Annotated in this window: 14 protein-coding genes; 6 read left to right on the forward strand and 8 right to left on the reverse strand. The window is 71.9% G+C overall.

Annotated elements, in window-relative coordinates:
* Positions 1-34 precede the first annotated feature (34 nt).
* Genes ACQPZG_RS20830 through ACQPZG_RS20840 form a run of 3 tightly spaced genes read left to right on the forward strand, consistent with a single transcriptional unit; the run spans position 35 to position 3497 of the window.
* Positions 35-1597: a flavin-containing monooxygenase gene (locus tag ACQPZG_RS20830; RefSeq protein ID WP_433547254.1), complete on the forward strand. Its 1563-nt coding sequence runs from the start codon at positions 35-37 to the stop codon at positions 1595-1597.
* Positions 1594-2616, forward strand: coding sequence for an alpha/beta fold hydrolase (locus ACQPZG_RS20835; protein ID WP_433547255.1), 1023 nt, complete (start codon positions 1594-1596; stop codon positions 2614-2616). The genes ACQPZG_RS20830 and ACQPZG_RS20835 overlap by 4 nt, the downstream gene beginning before the upstream one ends.
* A complete protein-coding gene (locus ACQPZG_RS20840) occupies positions 2613-3497 on the forward strand; it encodes an SDR family oxidoreductase (protein ID WP_433547256.1) in 885 nt (294 codons plus the stop codon). Before ACQPZG_RS20835 ends, ACQPZG_RS20840 begins: the two co-directional genes overlap by 4 nt.
* 179 nt (positions 3498-3676) lie before the next feature.
* Here ACQPZG_RS20840 and ACQPZG_RS20845 read toward each other — a convergent pair whose 3' ends face one another.
* Together ACQPZG_RS20845 and ACQPZG_RS20850 are read right to left on the reverse strand one after the other, a co-directional pair.
* Positions 3677-7003 (reverse strand): S41 family peptidase, encoded by a 3327-nt coding sequence (locus ACQPZG_RS20845; RefSeq protein ID WP_433547257.1) that lies wholly within the window; start codon positions 7001-7003, stop codon positions 3677-3679.
* A 73-nt stretch (positions 7004-7076) separates the two neighbouring features.
* Entirely contained in the window at positions 7077-7475 is a 399-nt protein-coding gene (locus tag ACQPZG_RS20850) for an SsgA family sporulation/cell division regulator (RefSeq protein ID WP_433547258.1), read from the reverse strand.
* A gap of 188 nt (positions 7476-7663) precedes the next feature.
* Here ACQPZG_RS20850 and ACQPZG_RS20855 point away from each other — a divergent pair, with 188 nt between their 5' ends.
* Positions 7664-8824 carry a serine hydrolase domain-containing protein gene (locus ACQPZG_RS20855; RefSeq protein WP_433547259.1) on the forward strand — a complete coding sequence of 387 codons (1161 nt, stop codon included), beginning with the start codon at positions 7664-7666 and terminating at the stop codon, positions 8822-8824.
* 124 nt (positions 8825-8948) lie between these two features.
* Here the strand turns inward: ACQPZG_RS20855 and ACQPZG_RS20860 are convergent, their stop codons facing one another.
* The 3 genes from ACQPZG_RS20860 to ACQPZG_RS20870 form a co-directional block, all read right to left on the reverse strand.
* Complete coding sequence (locus ACQPZG_RS20860; protein WP_433547260.1) at positions 8949-9842, reverse strand: D-alanyl-D-alanine carboxypeptidase family protein; 894 nt, start codon at positions 9840-9842, stop codon at positions 8949-8951.
* Between the two features lie 194 nt (positions 9843-10036).
* Positions 10037-10309 (reverse strand): DUF397 domain-containing protein, encoded by a 273-nt coding sequence (locus ACQPZG_RS20865; protein ID WP_433547261.1) that lies wholly within the window; start codon positions 10307-10309, stop codon positions 10037-10039.
* Entirely contained in the window at positions 10281-11117 is an 837-nt protein-coding gene (locus tag ACQPZG_RS20870; protein ID WP_433547262.1) for a helix-turn-helix domain-containing protein, read from the reverse strand. The genes ACQPZG_RS20865 and ACQPZG_RS20870 overlap by 29 nt, the downstream gene beginning before the upstream one ends.
* A gap of 111 nt (positions 11118-11228) precedes the next feature.
* On the opposite strand from ACQPZG_RS20870, the gene ACQPZG_RS20875 reads away from it, so the two are divergent.
* On the forward strand, positions 11229-11453 hold the full coding sequence (locus tag ACQPZG_RS20875; protein ID WP_433549483.1) for a hypothetical protein: 225 nt from the start codon (positions 11229-11231) through the stop codon (positions 11451-11453).
* A 333-nt stretch (positions 11454-11786) separates the two neighbouring features.
* Here the strand turns inward: ACQPZG_RS20875 and ACQPZG_RS20880 are convergent, their stop codons facing one another.
* The 3 genes from ACQPZG_RS20880 to ACQPZG_RS20890 all read right to left on the reverse strand — a co-directional run bounded on the left by ACQPZG_RS20880 (position 11787) and on the right by ACQPZG_RS20890 (position 15956).
* On the reverse strand, positions 11787-12191 hold the full coding sequence (locus ACQPZG_RS20880) for a hypothetical protein (protein ID WP_433547263.1): 405 nt from the start codon (positions 12189-12191) through the stop codon (positions 11787-11789).
* Between the two features lie 200 nt (positions 12192-12391).
* Positions 12392-14050 (reverse strand): penicillin-binding transpeptidase domain-containing protein, encoded by a 1659-nt coding sequence (locus tag ACQPZG_RS20885; protein WP_433547264.1) that lies wholly within the window; start codon positions 14048-14050, stop codon positions 12392-12394.
* 145 nt (positions 14051-14195) lie between these two features.
* Positions 14196-15956: a dolichyl-phosphate-mannose--protein mannosyltransferase gene (locus ACQPZG_RS20890; RefSeq protein WP_433547265.1), complete on the reverse strand. Its 1761-nt coding sequence runs from the start codon at positions 15954-15956 to the stop codon at positions 14196-14198.
* 61 nt (positions 15957-16017) lie between these two features.
* Between ACQPZG_RS20890 and rsmI the strand changes: the two genes are divergently transcribed.
* Positions 16018-16947 carry a 16S rRNA (cytidine(1402)-2'-O)-methyltransferase gene (gene rsmI, locus ACQPZG_RS20895; RefSeq protein ID WP_433547266.1) on the forward strand — a complete coding sequence of 310 codons (930 nt, stop codon included), beginning with the start codon at positions 16018-16020 and terminating at the stop codon, positions 16945-16947.
* The last annotated feature ends 109 nt before the right edge of the window (positions 16948-17056 follow it).

Raw genomic sequence — 17056 nt, forward strand, 5'->3', positions numbered from 1 at the left:
CGATGGTGGATGTCGAGTGCGGGAGGCGTCGGGCATGGCCGAGTTCGAGCACGAGCATGTACGGGTGGCGGTGATCGGGTCCGGGTTCGGTGGTCTGGGCGCGGCCGTCCGGCTGCGCCGTGAGGGAATCACCGACTTCGTGGTCCTGGAACGCGCCGACGCGGTCGGCGGGACCTGGCGCGACAACAGCTACCCGGGGTGCGCGTGCGACGTGCCGTCGCATCTCTACTCCTTCTCCTTCGCGCCCAACCCCGAGTGGCCGCGCACCTTTTCGGGCCAGGAGCACATCCGGGCGTACTTGGAGCACGTGACGGACACCTTCGGTCTGCGCCCGCACATCCGGCTGGGCCACGAGGTGACGATGACGACGTGGGACGCCGAGAAGCTGTGGTGGAGGATCGAGACGGCGCACGGCAGGACGCTCGTCGCGGACGTCGTCGTCTCGGCGACCGGGCCGCTGTCCGACCCGAAGACGCCGAACGTCCCCGGCCTCGGCTCCTTCCCCGGCAAAATCTTCCACTCGGCGCGCTGGGACCACGACTACGACCTGACGGGCAAGCGCGTCGCGATGGTCGGAACGGGAGCCTCCGCCATCCAGGTCGTGCCGTCGATCCAGCCCCGCGTCGGCAGGCTGACGCTGTTCCAGCGGACGCCCCCGTGGGTGCTGCCGCGGGCGGACCGCGCGATCAGCGGAGCCGAACGCAGCCTGCACCGGCGGGTCCCGGCCACGGCCAAGGCGCGGCGCGCCCTGCTGTGGGGCATCCGCGAACTCCAGGTGCGGGCCTTCACCAAACGGCCCCGTGAACTCGGGTTCGTCGAGAACTTCGCCAAGGCCAACATGGCCAGGGCGATCAAGGACCCGGTGCTGCGGGCCAAGCTGACGCCCTCGTACCGGATCGGCTGCAAGCGCATCCTGCTGTCCAGCACGTACTACCCGGCACTGGCCGAGGACAACGTCGACGTCGTCGCCTCCGGACTCGGCGAGGTCCGCGGCTCCACCGTGGTCGCCGCCGACGGTACGCAGGCGGAGGTCGACGCGATCATCTTCGGTACGGGGTTCCACGTCACCGACCTGCCGATCGCCGACCGGGTGGTCGGCGCGGACGGCATCACTCTCGCCGAGGCGTGGAAGGACGGCATGCAGTCGCTGCGCGGCGCGAGCGCGGTCGGCTTCCCCAACTGGATGACGATCATCGGCCCGAACACCGGGCTGGGGAACTCCTCGATGATCCTCATGATCGAGGCGCAACTCAACTACATGGCCGACTACCTGCGGCAGTTGGACCTGCTCGGCGGCCGGGTCGCCCTGGCCGTGCGTCCCTCCGCCGTCGGCGCGTGGAACCGGCGTGTGCAGGAACGGATGAAGCGCACCGTGTGGAACACCGGCGGCTGCGACAGCTGGTACCTGGACGCCCACGGCCGCAACACCGTCGTGTGGCCCGGTACGACGTCGGAGTTCCGGCGGGCGACGAGGGCGGTGAACCTGGCGGAGTACGAGGTGGTCCGGGCGTCGGCCGCACCGGATGCCCCGGACGCGTCGGCGGGGACGACGGCTGCCGCCGGGTCCGGGACTGTCGCCGAGGGGGCCGTGGCATGAGCCGCACGGGCAGGCGTACGCACAAGGCCGCGGGCGAGGAGATACCGCGACCCGCGCGCGACGTCCGGGAGCTGACCGTCACCTCCGCCGACGGCGCGCGCCTGCACGTCGAGGTGTACGGGAACGAGGGCGCACCGACAGTGGTGCTGGCGCACGGATGGACGTGCTCCATCCGGTTCTGGGACGCCCAGATACGCGCACTGGTACCGGAGTTCAGGGTCGTCGCGTACGACCAGCGCGGCCACGGCCGTACCCCCGCCTCCGTCACCTGTTCCACGGACGCCCTCGCGGACGACCTCGAAGCGGTGCTCGCCGCGACGCTGGCCCCCGGTGAGCGGGCCGTGCTCGCCGGGCACTCGATGGGCGGCATGACCCTCATGGCGGCGGCCGACCGGCCCGGTGTCGCCGGGCGCACCGCGGCGGTTCTGCTGTGCAGCACGGGAAGTTCGCGGCTCGTCGCCGAGTCGCTGGTGCTGCCGCTGCGGGCCGGTGGCCTGCGGACGCGGCTGACGCGCGCCGTGCTGGGCGCGCGGGCGCCGCTCGGGCCGGTGACACCGGTTTCGAGGGCCGTGCTGAAGTACGCCACGATGGCGCGCGGCACGTCCCCGGACCGGGTCGCGCGCTGCGCGCGCATCGTGCACGCGTGCCCGACGGACGCGCGGGTGGCCTGGTCGCACGTACTCGCCGAACTCGAACTGGCCGCGAGCGTACGGAAGCTGGGCGTCCCCGTCGCCCTCGTCGCGGGCGCCGACGACCGGCTGACGCCGCCGGTGCACGCGCGGGAGATCGAGGCCGCGCTGCCGCACTCGCTCGGGCTGACGCTGCTCACCGGGGTGGGACACATGACGCCCGTGGAGGCGCCGGAGGTCGTCACGGCGAAGCTCCGTGAGCTGGTGCGTACGTATGTGCTCGCGGGTGCGGCAGGCGGCGCGGACGGGAGGGGCGAGGCAGGAGCGGCTACGGGTGCCGCCGCAGGTTCTGAAGGCCGGGTGGGACGAGTGGGAGAGGACATCGCGTGAGTCACAGCTACAGCCTGGAGGGTCGGGTCGCGGTCGTCACGGGCGGTGCGCGGGGAGTGGGCGAGCTCCTCGCCCGCAAGCTGTCGGCGCGGGGCGCCAACGTGGCGCTCGTCGGCCTGGAGCCGCAACTGCTGAAGGACGTCGCGGGCCGCCTGCACACCGAGAGCGACTGGTGGCACGCGGACGTCACCGACCACGAGGCCATGGTGCAGGTCGCCGCCGAGGTGAAGGAGCGCTTCGGGAAGGTCGACATCGTCGTCGCCAACGCGGGCGTGGCGTCCGGGGGCCCGTTCGTGGACTCCGACCCCGAGGCGTGGCGGCGGGTGATCGAGGTGAACCTGATCGGGGGCGCGGTGACGGCCCGGGCCTTTCTGCCGGTGCTGATGGAGAGCCGGGGGTACTTCCTCCAGATCGCGTCGCTGGCGGCCATCACGCCCGCCCCGATGATGAGCGCGTACTGCGCGTCGAAGTCCGGGGTGGAGGCGTTCGCGCACTGCCTGCGCGCGGAGGTCGGCCACCGGGGCGTGCGCGTCGGCGTCGGGTATCTGTCGTGGACCGACACGGACATGGTGCGGGGCGCGGACGAGGACGAGGTGATGCGGGAGCTGCGGCGGCGGCTGCCCTGGCCCGCCAACCGGACGTACCCGCTGGGGCCGGCCGTGGACCGGCTCGTCGCCGGGATCGAGCGGCGGTCGGCGCATGTGTACGCGCAGTGGTGGCTGCGGGGCATGCAGTCGGTGCGCGGGTACCTGCCGGGGGTCGTCGGGACGGTGGGGCAGCGGGAGATGCGCAGGTTCGGGCCGCGATTGGGCGCAGTGCGGAGGGGCTTGGTGGGGGCGGGGGGAGCGGCGGACGAGCGGAGAGGTGGGCGGGGGGTGTAGTCGCGGACGGAGGTATGGGATGGGGTGTGGGCGTACGGGGCTGACCGGGGCGTCAGCGGGGCGGGAGGGGCGGGGGTGCACCTCCGGTGGGGGCCGCCCCCTTGCCCGCCCTCCCCCACGCAGTCGGCTTCGCTCGTGCAGGGAGGTGCCCCGGCGCCCCCGGGGCCGGCGCGGAAGAGCTAGTGGCGGGGCGGGAGGGGCGGGCGGGACTTGGAGGGGACGGAGGTGTAGTCCGGAGGGGTTGCCGCCGGGTGGGAGGCGAGGAGGTCGAGGGCGACCTTCACCGCGTCGTCCAGTACCGCGTACCGTCCCTCCGCCCAGTCCAGCGGGGTGCGCAGCGCCTCGATGTCCGGGCTGACCCCGTGGTTCTCCACGGCCCACCCGTACTCGTCGAACCAGGCCGCGTTCATCGGCACCGTGATGACCGTGCCGTCGCCCAGTGCGTGGCGGCCGGTCATGCCGACGACGCCGCCCCAGGTCCGCTGTCCGACGACCGGCCCCAGCTTCAGCAGCCGGAACGCGGCGGTGATCATGTCGCCGTCGGAGGACGTCGCCTCGTCGGCGAGGGCGACCACCGGCCCCCGGGGCGCGTTCGAGGCGTACGAGACGGGCTCGGCGTTGCGGGTCAGGTCCCAGCCGAGGATCCGCCGCGTCAGCTTCTCGATCACCAGCTCGCTGATGTTCCCGCCGGCGTTGCCGCGTACGTCGACGATCAGCGCCGGGCGGGACATCTCCAGCCGCAGGTCGCGGTTGAACTGCGCCCAGCCGGAGCCGCCCATGTCGGGGATGTGCAGGTAGCCGCACGTGCCGCCGCTGATGGCCCGGACGACTTCCCGCCTCTTGGCCACCCAGTCCTGGTAGCGGAGGGGCCGTTCGTCGACGAGCGGGACGACCGCGACCCGGCGCGGCCGGGCCTCGCGGCCCTCCGCCGCCTCGGGCAGGAAGGTCAGTTCGACGGTCGTGCCGCCGGCCGCCGCGAGGAGCGGGTAGGGGCCCGTGACCGGGTCGACGGCCCGCCCGTCCACATGGGTGAGCACCGCCCCCACCCGGATGCCGGTGCCCGCGAGCGGGGAGCGCGCCTTGGAGTCCGAGGAGTCGCCGGGCAGGATGCGCGAGACGGTCCAGTTGCCGTCCTTGACGTAGAAGTTGGCGCCCAGGAGGCCCATCGCCCGCTGGTAGTGGGGCGGGCCCTCGTTGCGGCGCGCGGCCGACACGTAGGCGTGCGAGGTGCCGAGTTCGCCCAGGACCTCGCGCAGCAGGTCCGCGAACTCGTCCGGGGACGCGACCCGTTCGACCAGCGGCCGGTACTGCTCCAGCACGCCCGCCCAGTCGATGCCGCCCATCTCCGGTTCCCAGAAGTACGCCTGGACGATGCGGCCCGCCTCCGCGTACGCCTGCCGCCACTCCGCGGCGGGGTCCACGTCGTGCAGGATGCGGCGCATGTCGAGGTGGACGGTGGTGTCGCCGTCGCCCCGCTCGGTGGCCGGCACGGCGCGCAGCTCGCCGTCCTCGACGACGATCAGCCGCGTCCCGTCGCCGCTGATCGCGAACCACTCCAGGTCGGCGGCGAGTTCGGTCCTGCGGGCCTTCGCCAGGTCGAAGTGTTCGAGGGTGGGGCGGCCGGAGGTGTCGGCCGGGTTGGCGAAGGTCTCGCCCAGCGCGCCGGAGATCGGCCAGCGAAGCCAGACCAGGCCGCCGCCGCTGACGGCCGCCAGGGAGGAGTACTTGGAGGCCGCGACCGGGAAGGGCGACACCCGCGACGCGAGGCCCTCCACCTCCACGTGGACCGTGCCGTCGCCCTCGGCGGCCTGGTCCGCGTCCAGGCCGCCCGCCGCCGGACGCCCCTCGGGGGAGAGGGCGAACGGGGACGGGGTCGCCGAGGACAGCGGCACCAGATAGGGCCGGCAGCCCAGCGGGAACGACAGGTCGCCGGTGTGCACGTCGTACACGGGGTCGAAGCCCCGCCACGACAGGAACGCCAGATAGCGGCCGTCGCTCGTGAAGACGGGGTTCTCGTCCTCGAAGCGCCCGTTGGTGACGTCGATGACGAGGGAGTCGCTGATGCGGGCCATCCTGATCTGCCGCAGCGATCGGCCGATGCCCGGATGCGACCAGGTCAGCCACGCCCCGTCCGGGGAGAAGGCCAGGTCGCGGACGGGCCCGTTGACGGAGCGGACCAGTTCGCCGAGGGCCTCCTCGCCCTCCGTCACGGTCAGCAGCAGCAGCCGCCCGTCGTGCGAGGCGATGGCCAGCCGTCCGCCGTCCGGGTCGGCCACCATCTCGTGCACGCGGCCCAGTTGGCCGGTGGCGAGCCGGCGCGGCGCGCGGGTTCCGGTGGCGCGCGGCAGGTACGCGATCTCGACGGCGTCCTCGCCCTCGGCGTCCGTCACGAACGCCACCTGTCCGCTCGGTCCCAGCATCTCCGGCAGCCGCACCCGTACCCCCGGGGTGTCCGCGATCGTACGGGCCGGGCCGTCGCGGTGGGTCAGCCAGTACAGGCTGCCGCGCACCGAGACCGCGCTCGCCCGCCCGGTGGTGTCGACGGCGAGTCCGCCGATGTGCCCGGCCGCCTGGATCTGGTAGCCGCGCCGCCCGGTGCGCGGCCCGCCGAGCCGTACCTCCAGCTTGCGCGGCACCGCGTCCGGTGCGAGGTCGTCGACCAGCCACAGGTCGCCCGCGCACTGGTAGACCACCCGGGAGCCGTCCGAGGAGGCGTGCCGGGCGTAGAAGTCGTCGTGGTCGGTGTGCCGGCGCAGGTCGCTGCCGTCGGGCAGGCACGAGTACAGGTTGCCGATGCCCTCGTGGTCGGAGAGGAACGCGATCCGCCCGCCCACGAACATGGGGCTGTCCAGGTGCCCGTTCAGGTCGGGCAGCAGCCGGTCGCCGTGCAGCCACAGACGGCCGGTGGCGCCGCCCCGGTAGCGCTTCCACGCGGCCGGCTCGTGCGGCGGCTTGCCGTTGAGGAGCAGGGTGCGGGTGACGCCGTCGCAGCCGGGCAGCGAGTTGGTCGCGGCGATGTCGGAGACCGGCCCCCAGGGCAGCCGGCCGCCGGGACTGCCGTCGGTGGGCAGCGTGTAAGCCCAGGTGAAGTACGAGAACGGCTGGCCGTGCGAAGACACCGCGAGGATCTGCCCGTCCGGCGTCCAGCCGCACACCCGGGCGTCCGTCGATCCCCAGTACGACAGCCGGCGGGAGGGGCCGCCGTCCACGGGTGCGAGGTGGACCTCCGGGTCGAGGGTGCGCCAGGACGTGTACGCGAGGTGGGTCCCGTCCGGCGAGAAGCGCGGATGCCCGACCCGGGTGCGGTCCACGGTCAGCCGCCACGCCCGCCCGGGTGTCTGCCCGGCGGGGGCCAGGGGCGCGACCCAGACGTCGTCCTCGGCGACGAAGGCGAGGGTGTCGCCGTGCAGGTGCGGGAAGCGCAGATATCCGGAGTAGGCGCTGGTCGGAGTGGCCGCCGTGCCGGTGGCGGTGGGCTCGGCGTCGTCGTTCGTGGGCACGCGCATGCCCCCATGCTTTCCGCGCACCACACGCCCGGCAACTCGTACCACCGGATCTTCACGTGACGCGCCGGATGCGTCAGGTGACCGACGGTGCGTACGTGCGCCGCAGGAAGCGCACCAGCGGCGCGCAGTCCAGCTGTACGAGAGCCACCCCGTATCCCGCGTGCAGTTCCAGTACCGCCTGCACCCGGCCGCATGGCCAGATCCGCACGTCGCCCTGTTCCGCGGGGGAGCGCAGGCCCGCTTCGAGCAGGGCCCGGGGGAACGCCCACGCGTGCCGGCCCGGTTTCTGCCCCGGGCCCGGGTGCTGGAGGACGACCTCGACGGTGCGCGGGTCGGCGTCCGGGTCGTAGCGCAGGGCGACCGGGATGCGTGGGCTGATCGGGGCATCGGTGACCAGACGGCCGCACAGGTGGACTTCGAAGGCGGGTCGGACGGTGCCCGGCACTGAGGGTTCCTCGGCGGTGCGGGACATCGGCCCGCCTCCTTTCACAGCTTTTGCGCCCAATGTTCCTTATGCTCCCCCGTTCCCGGTGCGAATATGTGTGCGTTCCCCCGGTGCTACCCCTGCGGCGTCCCCTTCAGTGCCCCGTAGCACCATGGGGGTGTGCGGGGCGGCGCAGCACGCACGGGGTCGGGCGGCAGAGGGAGAGTGAAGCGGGCGTGGACGTCCAGGGCACGGTGACGGCCGGTTTCGAACCGGTGCGGGATGCCTTCGTACGCAACTTCCGGCACCGCGGCGACCGGGGCGCCGCCGTGGCGGTCTACCGGCACGGACGCAAGGTCGTCGACCTCTGGGGCGGCACCCGCGACGTCGAGAGCGGCGTCCCGTGGGCGCTCGACACCGCACAGGTCGTGCGCTCCGCCGGGAAGGGCGTGGCCGCCGCCGTCCCCCTCCTCCTCCACCAGCGCGGACAGATAGACCTCGACGCGCCCGTCGGCACCTACTGGCCCGAGTTCAAGGCGGCGGGCAAGGAACGCGTCCTGGTGCGCCACCTTCTCTCCCACCGGGCCGGAGTTCCCGTACTGGACCGCCCGTTGACGCCCGCCGAGGCCCGCGACGGCGAGTCGGGCGCACGCGCCGTCGCCGCCCAGGCCCCCGCCTGGAAACCCGGCACCGACCACGGATACCACGCCCAGACGTACAGCTTCCTCGTCGCCGAGCTGGTCCGCCGGGTCACCGGCCGCACCATCGGCCGCTGGGTCGCCGAGGAGATCGCCCGCCCGCTGGGCCTCGACTTCTGGATCGGACTGCCGCAGGAGGAGTCCCACCGGGTCGGCCGCATCGCGCCCGTCGAGGAGCCCGCGGCCGAGGGCGGCCTCAAGCTCCGCCCCAAGCGTGCCGTCAGCGACGCCTACGCCGACCCGGCCTCCCTCACCCGCCGCGCGTTCGGCGCCATCGACCCGCTGCCCGACGAGAACGACCCCGCCTACCGGGCCGCCGAACTCCCCGCATCCGGCGCCATCTCCACCGCCCGCGCACTGGCCCGCTGCTACGCCGCGATGATCGGCCCCGTCGACGACGGCCCCCGCCTCTTCGCCCCCGCCACGCTCACCCTCGCCCGTACCGAGGAGTCCTCGGGCCCCGACCGGGTCCTGGTCGTCAACACCCGCTTCGGCCTGGGCTTCATGCTGCACGGTTCGGCCTCGCCGCTGCTCGGCCCCGGCTCCTTCGGCCACCCCGGACGCGGCGGCTCCCTCGGCTTCGCCGACCCGGAGTCCGGGATCGCGCTCGGCTACGTGACCAACGGGCTGCGCCAGGGCGTCACGGCGGACCCGCGCGCGCTCGCCCTCATCCAGGGGGTCCGGGCGGCGCTGGGCTGAGGCGGGGGTCGGGGAACGGAGGCGGGGAACGGGGGCGGGCGGGGCAAAGGGCACGGAAAAATGTCCCGCTCACGCCTGTGAGCGGGACATTCTCCGGAAGGGGTACCCGGGCCGGGCGGCAGGATCAGAGCTTGAAGCCGTAATCCATGATCTTCTTCGCGTCCGCCGTCCGGTTGACCTCGTTGGTCGAGGCCAGCACCGCGCCGACGACCGTGCGCTTGCCGCGGGTGGCGGCGAACACCAGGCAGTACTTCGCCTGCTTGCCGGAACCGGTCTTCACGCCGATCGCACCCGAGTAGCTGCCGAGCAGCTTGTTGGTGTTGGTCCACGACATGTTGCGGTAGCCACCGTTCTTGGTGGTGACCCGCTGGGTCGTCGACCGCGTCTTCACGATCGCCTTGAAGTGGTTGTTCTTCATCGTCTGCGCGGCGAGCTTCGAGAGGTCGCGCGGGGTCGAGTAGTTGGACCCGTTGCTGATGCCGTCGAAGGAGTCGAAGCGGGTGTTCTTCATGCCCAGGCTCTTCGCGGTGGCGTTCATCTTCCCGATGAACGACTTCACGCGTGCCTCGCGCGTCTTCCCCGTGCCCACCTTGTCGGCGAGCGCGTACGCCGCGTCGCAGCCGGACGGCAGCATCAGCCCGTACAGCAGCTGACGGATGCTGACCTTGTCACCGACGATGAGCCGCGCTGAGGACGCGCCCTTGCTGACGATGTAGTCGCTGTACGCCTTCTGGATCGTGACCTTGGTGTCCAGGTTGAGCCCCTTGGTGGAGAGCACCACCTGAGCGGTCATGATCTTCGTGGTCGAGCCGGTCGAGAGCCGGGTGTCGGCGTATTTGCCGAAGTACGTACGGCCCGACGCCGCGTCCATCAGGAACCCGCCCTTGGCGACGATGGACGGAGCCTTGGGAGGCGCGGCGTGCGCGGCCGGAGCGACGACCGCTCCGGCGGTGACGACCGATCCGGCGGTGACCAGGGTTGCCGATATGCGGCAGACCGCCTGAATTCCAGTTTTCAACGTGGATGCTCCAAATGCCCTTTATATGCGGTCACATAAGGCGGCCGCCTGCACATGTGACGCTTGCGCGGGGCAAATGGATGCGCCATGCGGTGGAGTCTTTACCTATTCGCTACCTGAGGCCCCGCCCGGGGCGGCGGCCGGCCACGCGGGACGCGCGCCCGACCCACCGCGCCGGGGACCTGCCCGAGGGCCTACTTGAGCGAATCGACGAACGCGGTCCAGGCGGTCGCCGGGAAGAGGATCGCCGGACCGGTGGGGTTCTTGCTGTCACGGACGGGGAGGTGGGCGGCGCAGGCGTCGTCGTTCACTTCGAGGCAGTCGCCGCTTTCGCCGCCGCTGTACGTGGACTTGCGCCAGGCGTCGCTGACTTCGAGGCATTCACCGCTGTTGCCGCCGCTGTAGGAGGACTTGCGCCAGGCGGTCAGGAGCGAGGCGTCAGGGATGGTCTGCTTGGAGCGCTTCATGTTCGTAATCCTCTGCCACGGACCGCAGCATGGCCAGGGATTCCCGGTGTGACAGGGCGTCTCCCAGGGCGTGGTCGTAGGCCACTTGACACTGCCGGACCACGGAGGGAAGTTCCCATACGCGTCCCGACCGCAATCCCTCCGTGTAGGCGATGGGAGGAAGTTCGTCGAACCACATGAGCTTGACGTCGCCTTCCAGCAGGGAATGGGCGCCCACCGAGTACGGCAGCACGTGCACCCTGATCCGGCGGCTCTCGCCCAGGTCCGCGATGTGCCGGAGCTGGCGGCACATGATCCCCGGACCGCCGATGGGGCGCCGCAGCACCGACTCGTCCAGCATCGCCCAGAACAGCGGCGAGTCGAAGTCGTCGAAGATGCGGGCGCGGTCGAGCCGGGTGGCGAGGAGCTTGTCACGCTCCTCGTCGTTCTTCGGCGTGGACCCGGAGTTGAGCACCTCACGCGCGTACTCCTCGGTCTGGAGCAGCCCCGGTACCAGCTTCGGCGCGTACTCGCGGATGACCGTGGCCTGGCCCTCGAACTCCAGCGCCTCCTTGAAGTGTTCCGCCACCCGCTTGCCGTCCAGGGTCGGCAGGAACTCCTCGAAGAAGTTCCCCCCGAACACCTTGTCCAGCCGCCGGGCGTCGTCCACCGTCGGCCTGCGCCGCCCGGCTTCCATGTGGGCGATGTGGGTGCGCGAGATGATCGTCAGCTCGCTCAGCTCCTCCTGGGTGAGGCCCAGTTCCTCGCGTTTGAGCTTGAGCTGCTTGCCGTACTTCTCCCGGGAGATCGGGTTGTCCTCGATGGCCACGTAGATCAACTCCCTTACGCTCCGCGTTGTCACACGCAAACCACTACCGAGGGTAGCGAGAGTGACGTCACTGTGTGAGGTGTTCGGCACACACAGCGAGAGGTGAGCGCAATGGAAGTCCCGTTCCCGGAGGGTGAGTTCGTGGCCCACACCGAGACCGACATCTACGGTCCCGGCAAGGTGCTGGGTCTGGAGGGCACGTGGCGGCGGGTGCGGTTCACCCGGTTCGTGGCGAGCATCGACGCCCGCAACCTGCGTCCGGCGACCGACGAGGAGCGGGCCGAGGTCGTCGCCTGGCTGCGGGCGCGGCAGCAGCGGTACGGGGGAACGTGGTGACGGGCGGTACGCGGGCGCCGCGCGGACTCGGGCCCGTCCTCACCCTCCGGGTGTCCCGGGACGGGGGCCGCACGTGGGGGCCGCGCACCACGTACGAGCCCGACCGGAAGGCGGCCCCGCTCGAAGCGGGCGGCCGGTACCCGTTGTGCGCGTGCCCGCGTTGCGGTGGCGAACGAGGCGGGGACGGGTGCGGAGGTGGCGGCCGGGACACGCCCGCCGGGGGCCCGGCGAGCGGCTAGGCGGCAGCCCGGAGTCTCCGGACCTCCGGACCCTCGGAGTCTCCGGGGCCTCCGGGAGCGAGGGCGGAGTCGGGAGCGGCGTACGGGCCGGGGGTTACGGCATGGTCCGGCGGGCGTCGAGGCGGTGCAGGAGCTTGCCGTCGCCGCCGTACATGTCGAGGAGGTAGCCCTTGGGGGTCTTGAGCCCTTCCTTCTCCTCCAGGAAGTCGATGAGGGCGGGCTTGAGCTTCTCGAAGTGCTCGGCGTCGCTCTCGGTGTCCTTCGACCACACGACGACGCGCGGCACGCCCTCCGCCTCGCCCTTGCTGTCCACGCCCTGGATCGCCTCCTCGCCCCCGGCCGTGCGGAACCGTTCGGCGCGCTGCGCCGCTTCGAGGGGGACGGGACCGGCGGAGGTGCTGCCGGAGTAGTACGCGGGCGGTTCGTTCGTGCAGCCGGTCACCAGGAGGGCGGCGGAGAGGAACAGGACGGCGGCGGCGGAACGCAGAGTGCTCGGCATGCCGCTGAGCGTAGGAGGCGAGGCGGGCGAGTGCGGCGTGAATGCGAGGATCGGTGGTTGCGCGTACGCGATCACCACCGCCGACTGTTCTGCCGGCAGGACCAGCCGCTGACATCGAGCCGGATGCGCCGTGGAGCGCAGAACCGCCTGGGCGGGAAAGGCCGGGGCGGCGGTAGGTCGCAATGCGAAGGGTCCTTGGGTCAGCGGGCGTTGAGGACCTGGGCGACAATCGGGCCCGCGGCGTCGCCGCCATGACCGCCGGCGGGGACGGTGGCGGCTGCGGCGAGGTCGTCCGCGTACCCGGTGAACCAGCTGTTGGGGTTCTTCTGGCCGCCCAGTTCGGCGGAGCCGGTCTTGGCGCCCTTGTTCCCGCTCACGGAGAGCATGGACTTCCTGCCCGTACCGCTGGTGGCGGTCAGGTTCATCATCGAGCGGATGCCGGAGACGGTGGCGGGGGAGAGCGAGGCGGAGGGCTTCGCGAACTCCCGGTCGTCGAGTTCCCGCGCGACGATGTACGGCTGGCGGAAGGTGCCGGTGGTGGCGGTCGCGGTGATGGAGGCGACGTTGAGGGGGTTCATCTGGATCTGGCCCTGGCCGATGTACTGGAGGGCTTCCGTGCCGCCGGAGACGTCGGGGACGCTGCCGTCGCGGGTCAAGATGCCGGTCTGCCAGTTCGCGCCGATGCCGAAGACCGTGCGGGAGATCTTCGCGAGCCCACCGGGCTCGATCTTGGTCGAGTCGTCGATGAGCTTGATGAAGGCGGTGTTGCAGGACTGGGCGAAGCTCATGGAGAACGGCACGTTGCCCAGCTCGAAGCCGTTCAGGTTCTCGACGGTGCGGCCCTGCCACATGGCGGTCTTCGGGCAGTCGGTCGGCTTGGACGGGGACGCCAGGCCCTGCTCCATCAGCATGGCAGCGGTCACGATCTTCATCGTGGAGCCCGGAGCCGTACCCCCGCTCACCGCCGGGTTGAACTCGCCTCCCGCGCTGTGCGCGACGGCCCGGATCGCGCCGGACTGCCGGTTGAGCGCGACGACGGACCCGCCCTTGTAGCGGGCCACCGCCTTCTCGGCTGCCGCCTGGACGTTCGCGTCGAGGGTCGTGCGGAGCTTGCCGGGCTCGCCCTTGGAGAGGGTGAGGAGGGTCCGAGGAGCCTTGTCCGTGCTCGACTCGGGCTCGATGTAGAGCTCCACGCCCGGCTTGCCGTCGGTCTTCTCGCCGTACTTCTTGCGGAGCTCGTCCAGGACGGGGCCGAGCGAGGGGAACTTCTCCTTCGTCAGCTCCCGGCCGTTCCGGTCCACGGCCTCGATCGGCGGCGCGGAGGCGGTGCCCGTCTTGAGGGTCTCGCCCTTCTTCAGCTCCGGGTGGACGACCGTCGGCTGCCAGTCGACGAGCGGGTTGCCGGTGGTCTTGCCGCGGACGACCGTGAGGGACGAGGCGTAGGAGATCGGCGTCTGCTCGCCGTTCGCGGAGACCTTGCCGGTCAGGGTGAACGGCACCTTCGCGCCGGTCGGCGTCCCCTGGGTGATCTTCAGGCCCGAGATGTGGGCCTCGCCGAAGTACGAGGCGAGGGTGGAGGACGCGGTCGCCGCGTTGTTGGTGAGTCCGGCGGCGGCGTCGGTGTCGGCCTTGGACCAGGCGGCGAAGAAGGCGTCGGCGGTGCTCTTGACCTCGGCGGAGGTGGGAGGCCCGGTGGGTTTCTGGGGGGCGGCGCCCCCGGCCAGGTGCTTGTTGCCGCCCTTGCCGGGGCTGTCGTTCCCCGTGAGTCCGGTGTAGAGGTTGTACCCCCCGTACCCCACTCCGCCTGCCACGATGACGAACGCGCCGCCGACTATGGCGACCTTGGCTCCACTGCGCATCTCGCAGTCCCCTCCCCAGGAGTCGCCCGACGGTCGGTGCCGGGCAGATGTCGGAGAGTGACTTTACGGGGTGGCGGTGACAGGAGCGACCGACGTTACGGGACTGGTATGGACCTGCCGGGCGGCGGACCGGGCCCCGCGGCCGTCAGATCCAGGTGTCCAGCCACATCCGGTGCCGCCAGTCCGCGATAGGGAGGGTGGTGCCGGTGTAGAGGGGCCAGAAGTAGATGAAGTTCCACACGATCAACAGGACCAGGACGCCCGCGCCGATCGCGCCGACCGTCCGACGGCGCTCGTCGGAGCCCGGTGGGCCGAGCATGGCGCCGATCATCATGACCACCGCCAGGCACAGGAACGGGACGAAGACGACCGCGTAGAAGAAGAAGATCGTGCGCTCCTGGTACAGGAACCAGGGGAGCCAGCCCGCCACGACCCCGGCGAGGATCGCACCCGCCCGCCAGTCCCGGCGGAAGAACCAGCGCCACAGGACGTACAGCAGGGCGAAGGCAGCCGCCCACCACAGCAGCGGCGTCCCGAGCGCGAGCACCTCACGGGCGCACTTCTCGGCCTCCGTGGCGGGGCAGCCGTCGACCCCCGGCTTCGGGGATTCGTAGAAGTACGAGACGGGTCGGCCCAGCACGATCCACGACCACGGGTTGGACTGGTACGTGTGGCCCGAGACCAGCTGGATGTGGAACGAGTAGACCTCGCTCTCGTAGTGCCACAGGCTGCGCAGCCACTCCGGCACCCACGTCATGTCGAACTGGGGGAGGGAGATCGGGCCCAGGTGGTCGGGGGAGAGGCCCGCGCGGCCCTTCGCCCAGTCGCGGAAGTAGCCCTTGGAGGAGAGGATCCAGCCCGTCCACGACGCCAGGTAGGTGAGCAGGGCGACGGGCACGGTGGAGAGGAAGGCGGGCAGCACGTCGCGCTTGAGGACGGCGGCGTACGGGCGCCTGGCGCCGGCCGTGCGGCGGGCGGCGACGTCCCACAGGACGGTCAGCAGGCCGAAGACGACGAGCGTGTAGAGACCGCTCCACTTGGTGGCGAAGGCGAGTCCCAGACATAGACCGGCCGCCAGCCGCCAGGGGCGCAGACCCATCCGGAGGGTCGCGGCGAGGTGCGCGTCCGGGCGCAGGACGCCGTCCTCGTCGACGGGCAGCGCGTCCGCGAGCCTGCGGCGGCACCGGTCGCGGTCGACCAGCAGGCAGCCGAAGGCGGCCAGCACGAAGAACATCAGCACCTGGTCGAGCAGCGCCGTGCGGCTCATCACGAAGTGCAGGCCGTCGAAGGCCAGGAGCAGACCCGCCAGGCAGCCCAGGAACGTCGAGCGGAACAGACGGCGGCCGATCCGGCACAGGAGCAGCACCGACAGCACGCCGAGCAGCGCGACGGCGAACCGCCAGCCGAACGGTGTGAACCCGAAGAGCTGCTCGCCCCAGCCGATCAGCCACTTGCCGACCGGGGGGTGCACGACGTACCCGGGGTCGGTGGGAAGGGATACGGAACCGGGGTCGGCGAGAATCGACTTGTCGACGTCCTTGGGCCAGGCCCCCTCGTACCCCCGGTTGACGAGCGCCCACGCGTCCTTCGCGTAGTACGTCTCGTCGAATATCACCGCCCGGGGACTGCCCAGGTTCCAGAACCGCATGACGCCCGCGAGCAGCGTCACCAGGAGCGGCCCGCCCCACGGGGCGAGCCGGGCGAGCCGGTCCCCCAGGGCCGGGCCGACGCGCAGCAGTGACCAGAAGTACGGGCCCGGAGGGGGCGCGTACGGCGGTACGAGCCGCTCGCGCAGCGCGGTCCGCCGGGGCGGCACGTAGCCGAACCGGCGCAGCCGTCGCTGCCAGGTGGGCGGCTCCTCCTGGGGGGCCCGCCCGTGCGGGGCGTGGGGCGCGGTACTGGTCACCGCGCCATCGTAGGTAACGCGGCTGTGCGCGTCGCCCGTCCACCCTGGGAGGATGGGCCGTGTGACTGGATCGACTGCACCCGCATCTGCCCCCGCCGCCTCCGCCGGCGGTGTCCTCGTGCTCGCCGGGACGCCCATCGGGGACGTCGCGGACGCCCCGCCGAGGCTCGTCAAGGAGCTGGAGGCGGCCGAGGTGATCGCCGCCGAGGACACCCGGCGGCTGCGCCACCTCACCAAGGCGCTCGGCGTGTACACGACCGGGCGCGTCGTGTCGTACTTCGAGGGCAACGAGAGCGCGCGGACCCCGGAGCTGGTCGAGGCGCTGGAGAACGGCGCACGCGTGCTGCTGGTGACCGACGCGGGCATGCCGTCGGTGTCCGACCCGGGCTACCGGCTGGTCGCCGCCGCGGTGGAGAAGGACATCCGGGTGACGGCGGTGCCGGGCCCGTCCGCGGTGCTCACCGCTCTGGCGCTGTCCGGGCTGCCGGTCGACCGGTTCTGCTTCGAGGGGTTCCTGCCGCGCAAGGCGGGGGAGCGGCTGGGCAGACTGCGCGAGGTGGCGGACGAGCGGCGCACGCTCGTCTACTTCGAGGCGCCGCACCGGCTCGACGACACCCTCGCCGCGATGGCCGAGGTGTTCGGGGACGAGCGGCGGGCCGCGGTGTGCCGCGAACTGACCAAGACGTACGAAGAGGTCAGGCGCGGACCACTGAAGGAACTCGCCGAGTGGGCGGCGGAGGGCGTGCGCGGCGAGATCACCGTCGTCGTCGAGGGCGCCGCGGAGACCGGGCCGGCGGACCTGGACGCCGAGGAGCTGGTGCGCAGGGTGCAGGTGCGCGAGGAGGCGGGGGAGCGGCGCAAGGAGGCCATCGCCGCGGTCGCGGCCGAGGCGGGGCTGCCCAAGCGGGAGGTGTTCGACGCGGTCGTGGCGGCAAAGAACGCGGCACGGTCCCAGGCGTCGGGGTCGGGTACGGGCAAAGGGAAGCCGTGAAAGGTAAAGCCAACCCCGTGTGTGGGCCATCTTTCTGAGGGCCGCGTCAAATGCACCCCACGTTTCGACAGGTCTGTCGCGCTTCCGCCCGAAAAGGCGTCCACTGGAA

This window comes from Streptomyces sp. CA-294286, from assembly GCF_050947155.1.
Classification (GTDB): domain Bacteria; phylum Actinomycetota; class Actinomycetes; order Streptomycetales; family Streptomycetaceae; genus Streptomyces.

What these genes read in the sequence shown, in the direction of transcription:
- ACQPZG_RS20865 (WP_433547261.1), bottom strand. Translation starts at nt 10,309, where the DNA reads ATGAAGCGCTCCAAGCAGACCATCCCTGACGCCTCGCTCCTGACCGCC.
- ACQPZG_RS20835 (WP_433547255.1), top strand. Translation starts at nt 1,594, where the DNA reads ATGAGCCGCACGGGCAGGCGTACGCACAAGGCCGCGGGCGAGGAGATA.
- ACQPZG_RS20880 (WP_433547263.1), bottom strand. Translation starts at nt 12,191, where the DNA reads ATGCCGAGCACTCTGCGTTCCGCCGCCGCCGTCCTGTTCCTCTCCGCC.
- ACQPZG_RS20850 (WP_433547258.1), bottom strand. Translation starts at nt 7,475, where the DNA reads ATGTCCCGCACCGCCGAGGAACCCTCAGTGCCGGGCACCGTCCGACCC.
- ACQPZG_RS20875 (WP_433549483.1), top strand. Translation starts at nt 11,229, where the DNA reads ATGGAAGTCCCGTTCCCGGAGGGTGAGTTCGTGGCCCACACCGAGACC.
- ACQPZG_RS20830 (WP_433547254.1), top strand. Translation starts at nt 35, where the DNA reads ATGGCCGAGTTCGAGCACGAGCATGTACGGGTGGCGGTGATCGGGTCC.
- ACQPZG_RS20845 (WP_433547257.1), bottom strand. Translation starts at nt 7,003, where the DNA reads ATGCGCGTGCCCACGAACGACGACGCCGAGCCCACCGCCACCGGCACG.
- ACQPZG_RS20885 (WP_433547264.1), bottom strand. Translation starts at nt 14,050, where the DNA reads ATGCGCAGTGGAGCCAAGGTCGCCATAGTCGGCGGCGCGTTCGTCATC.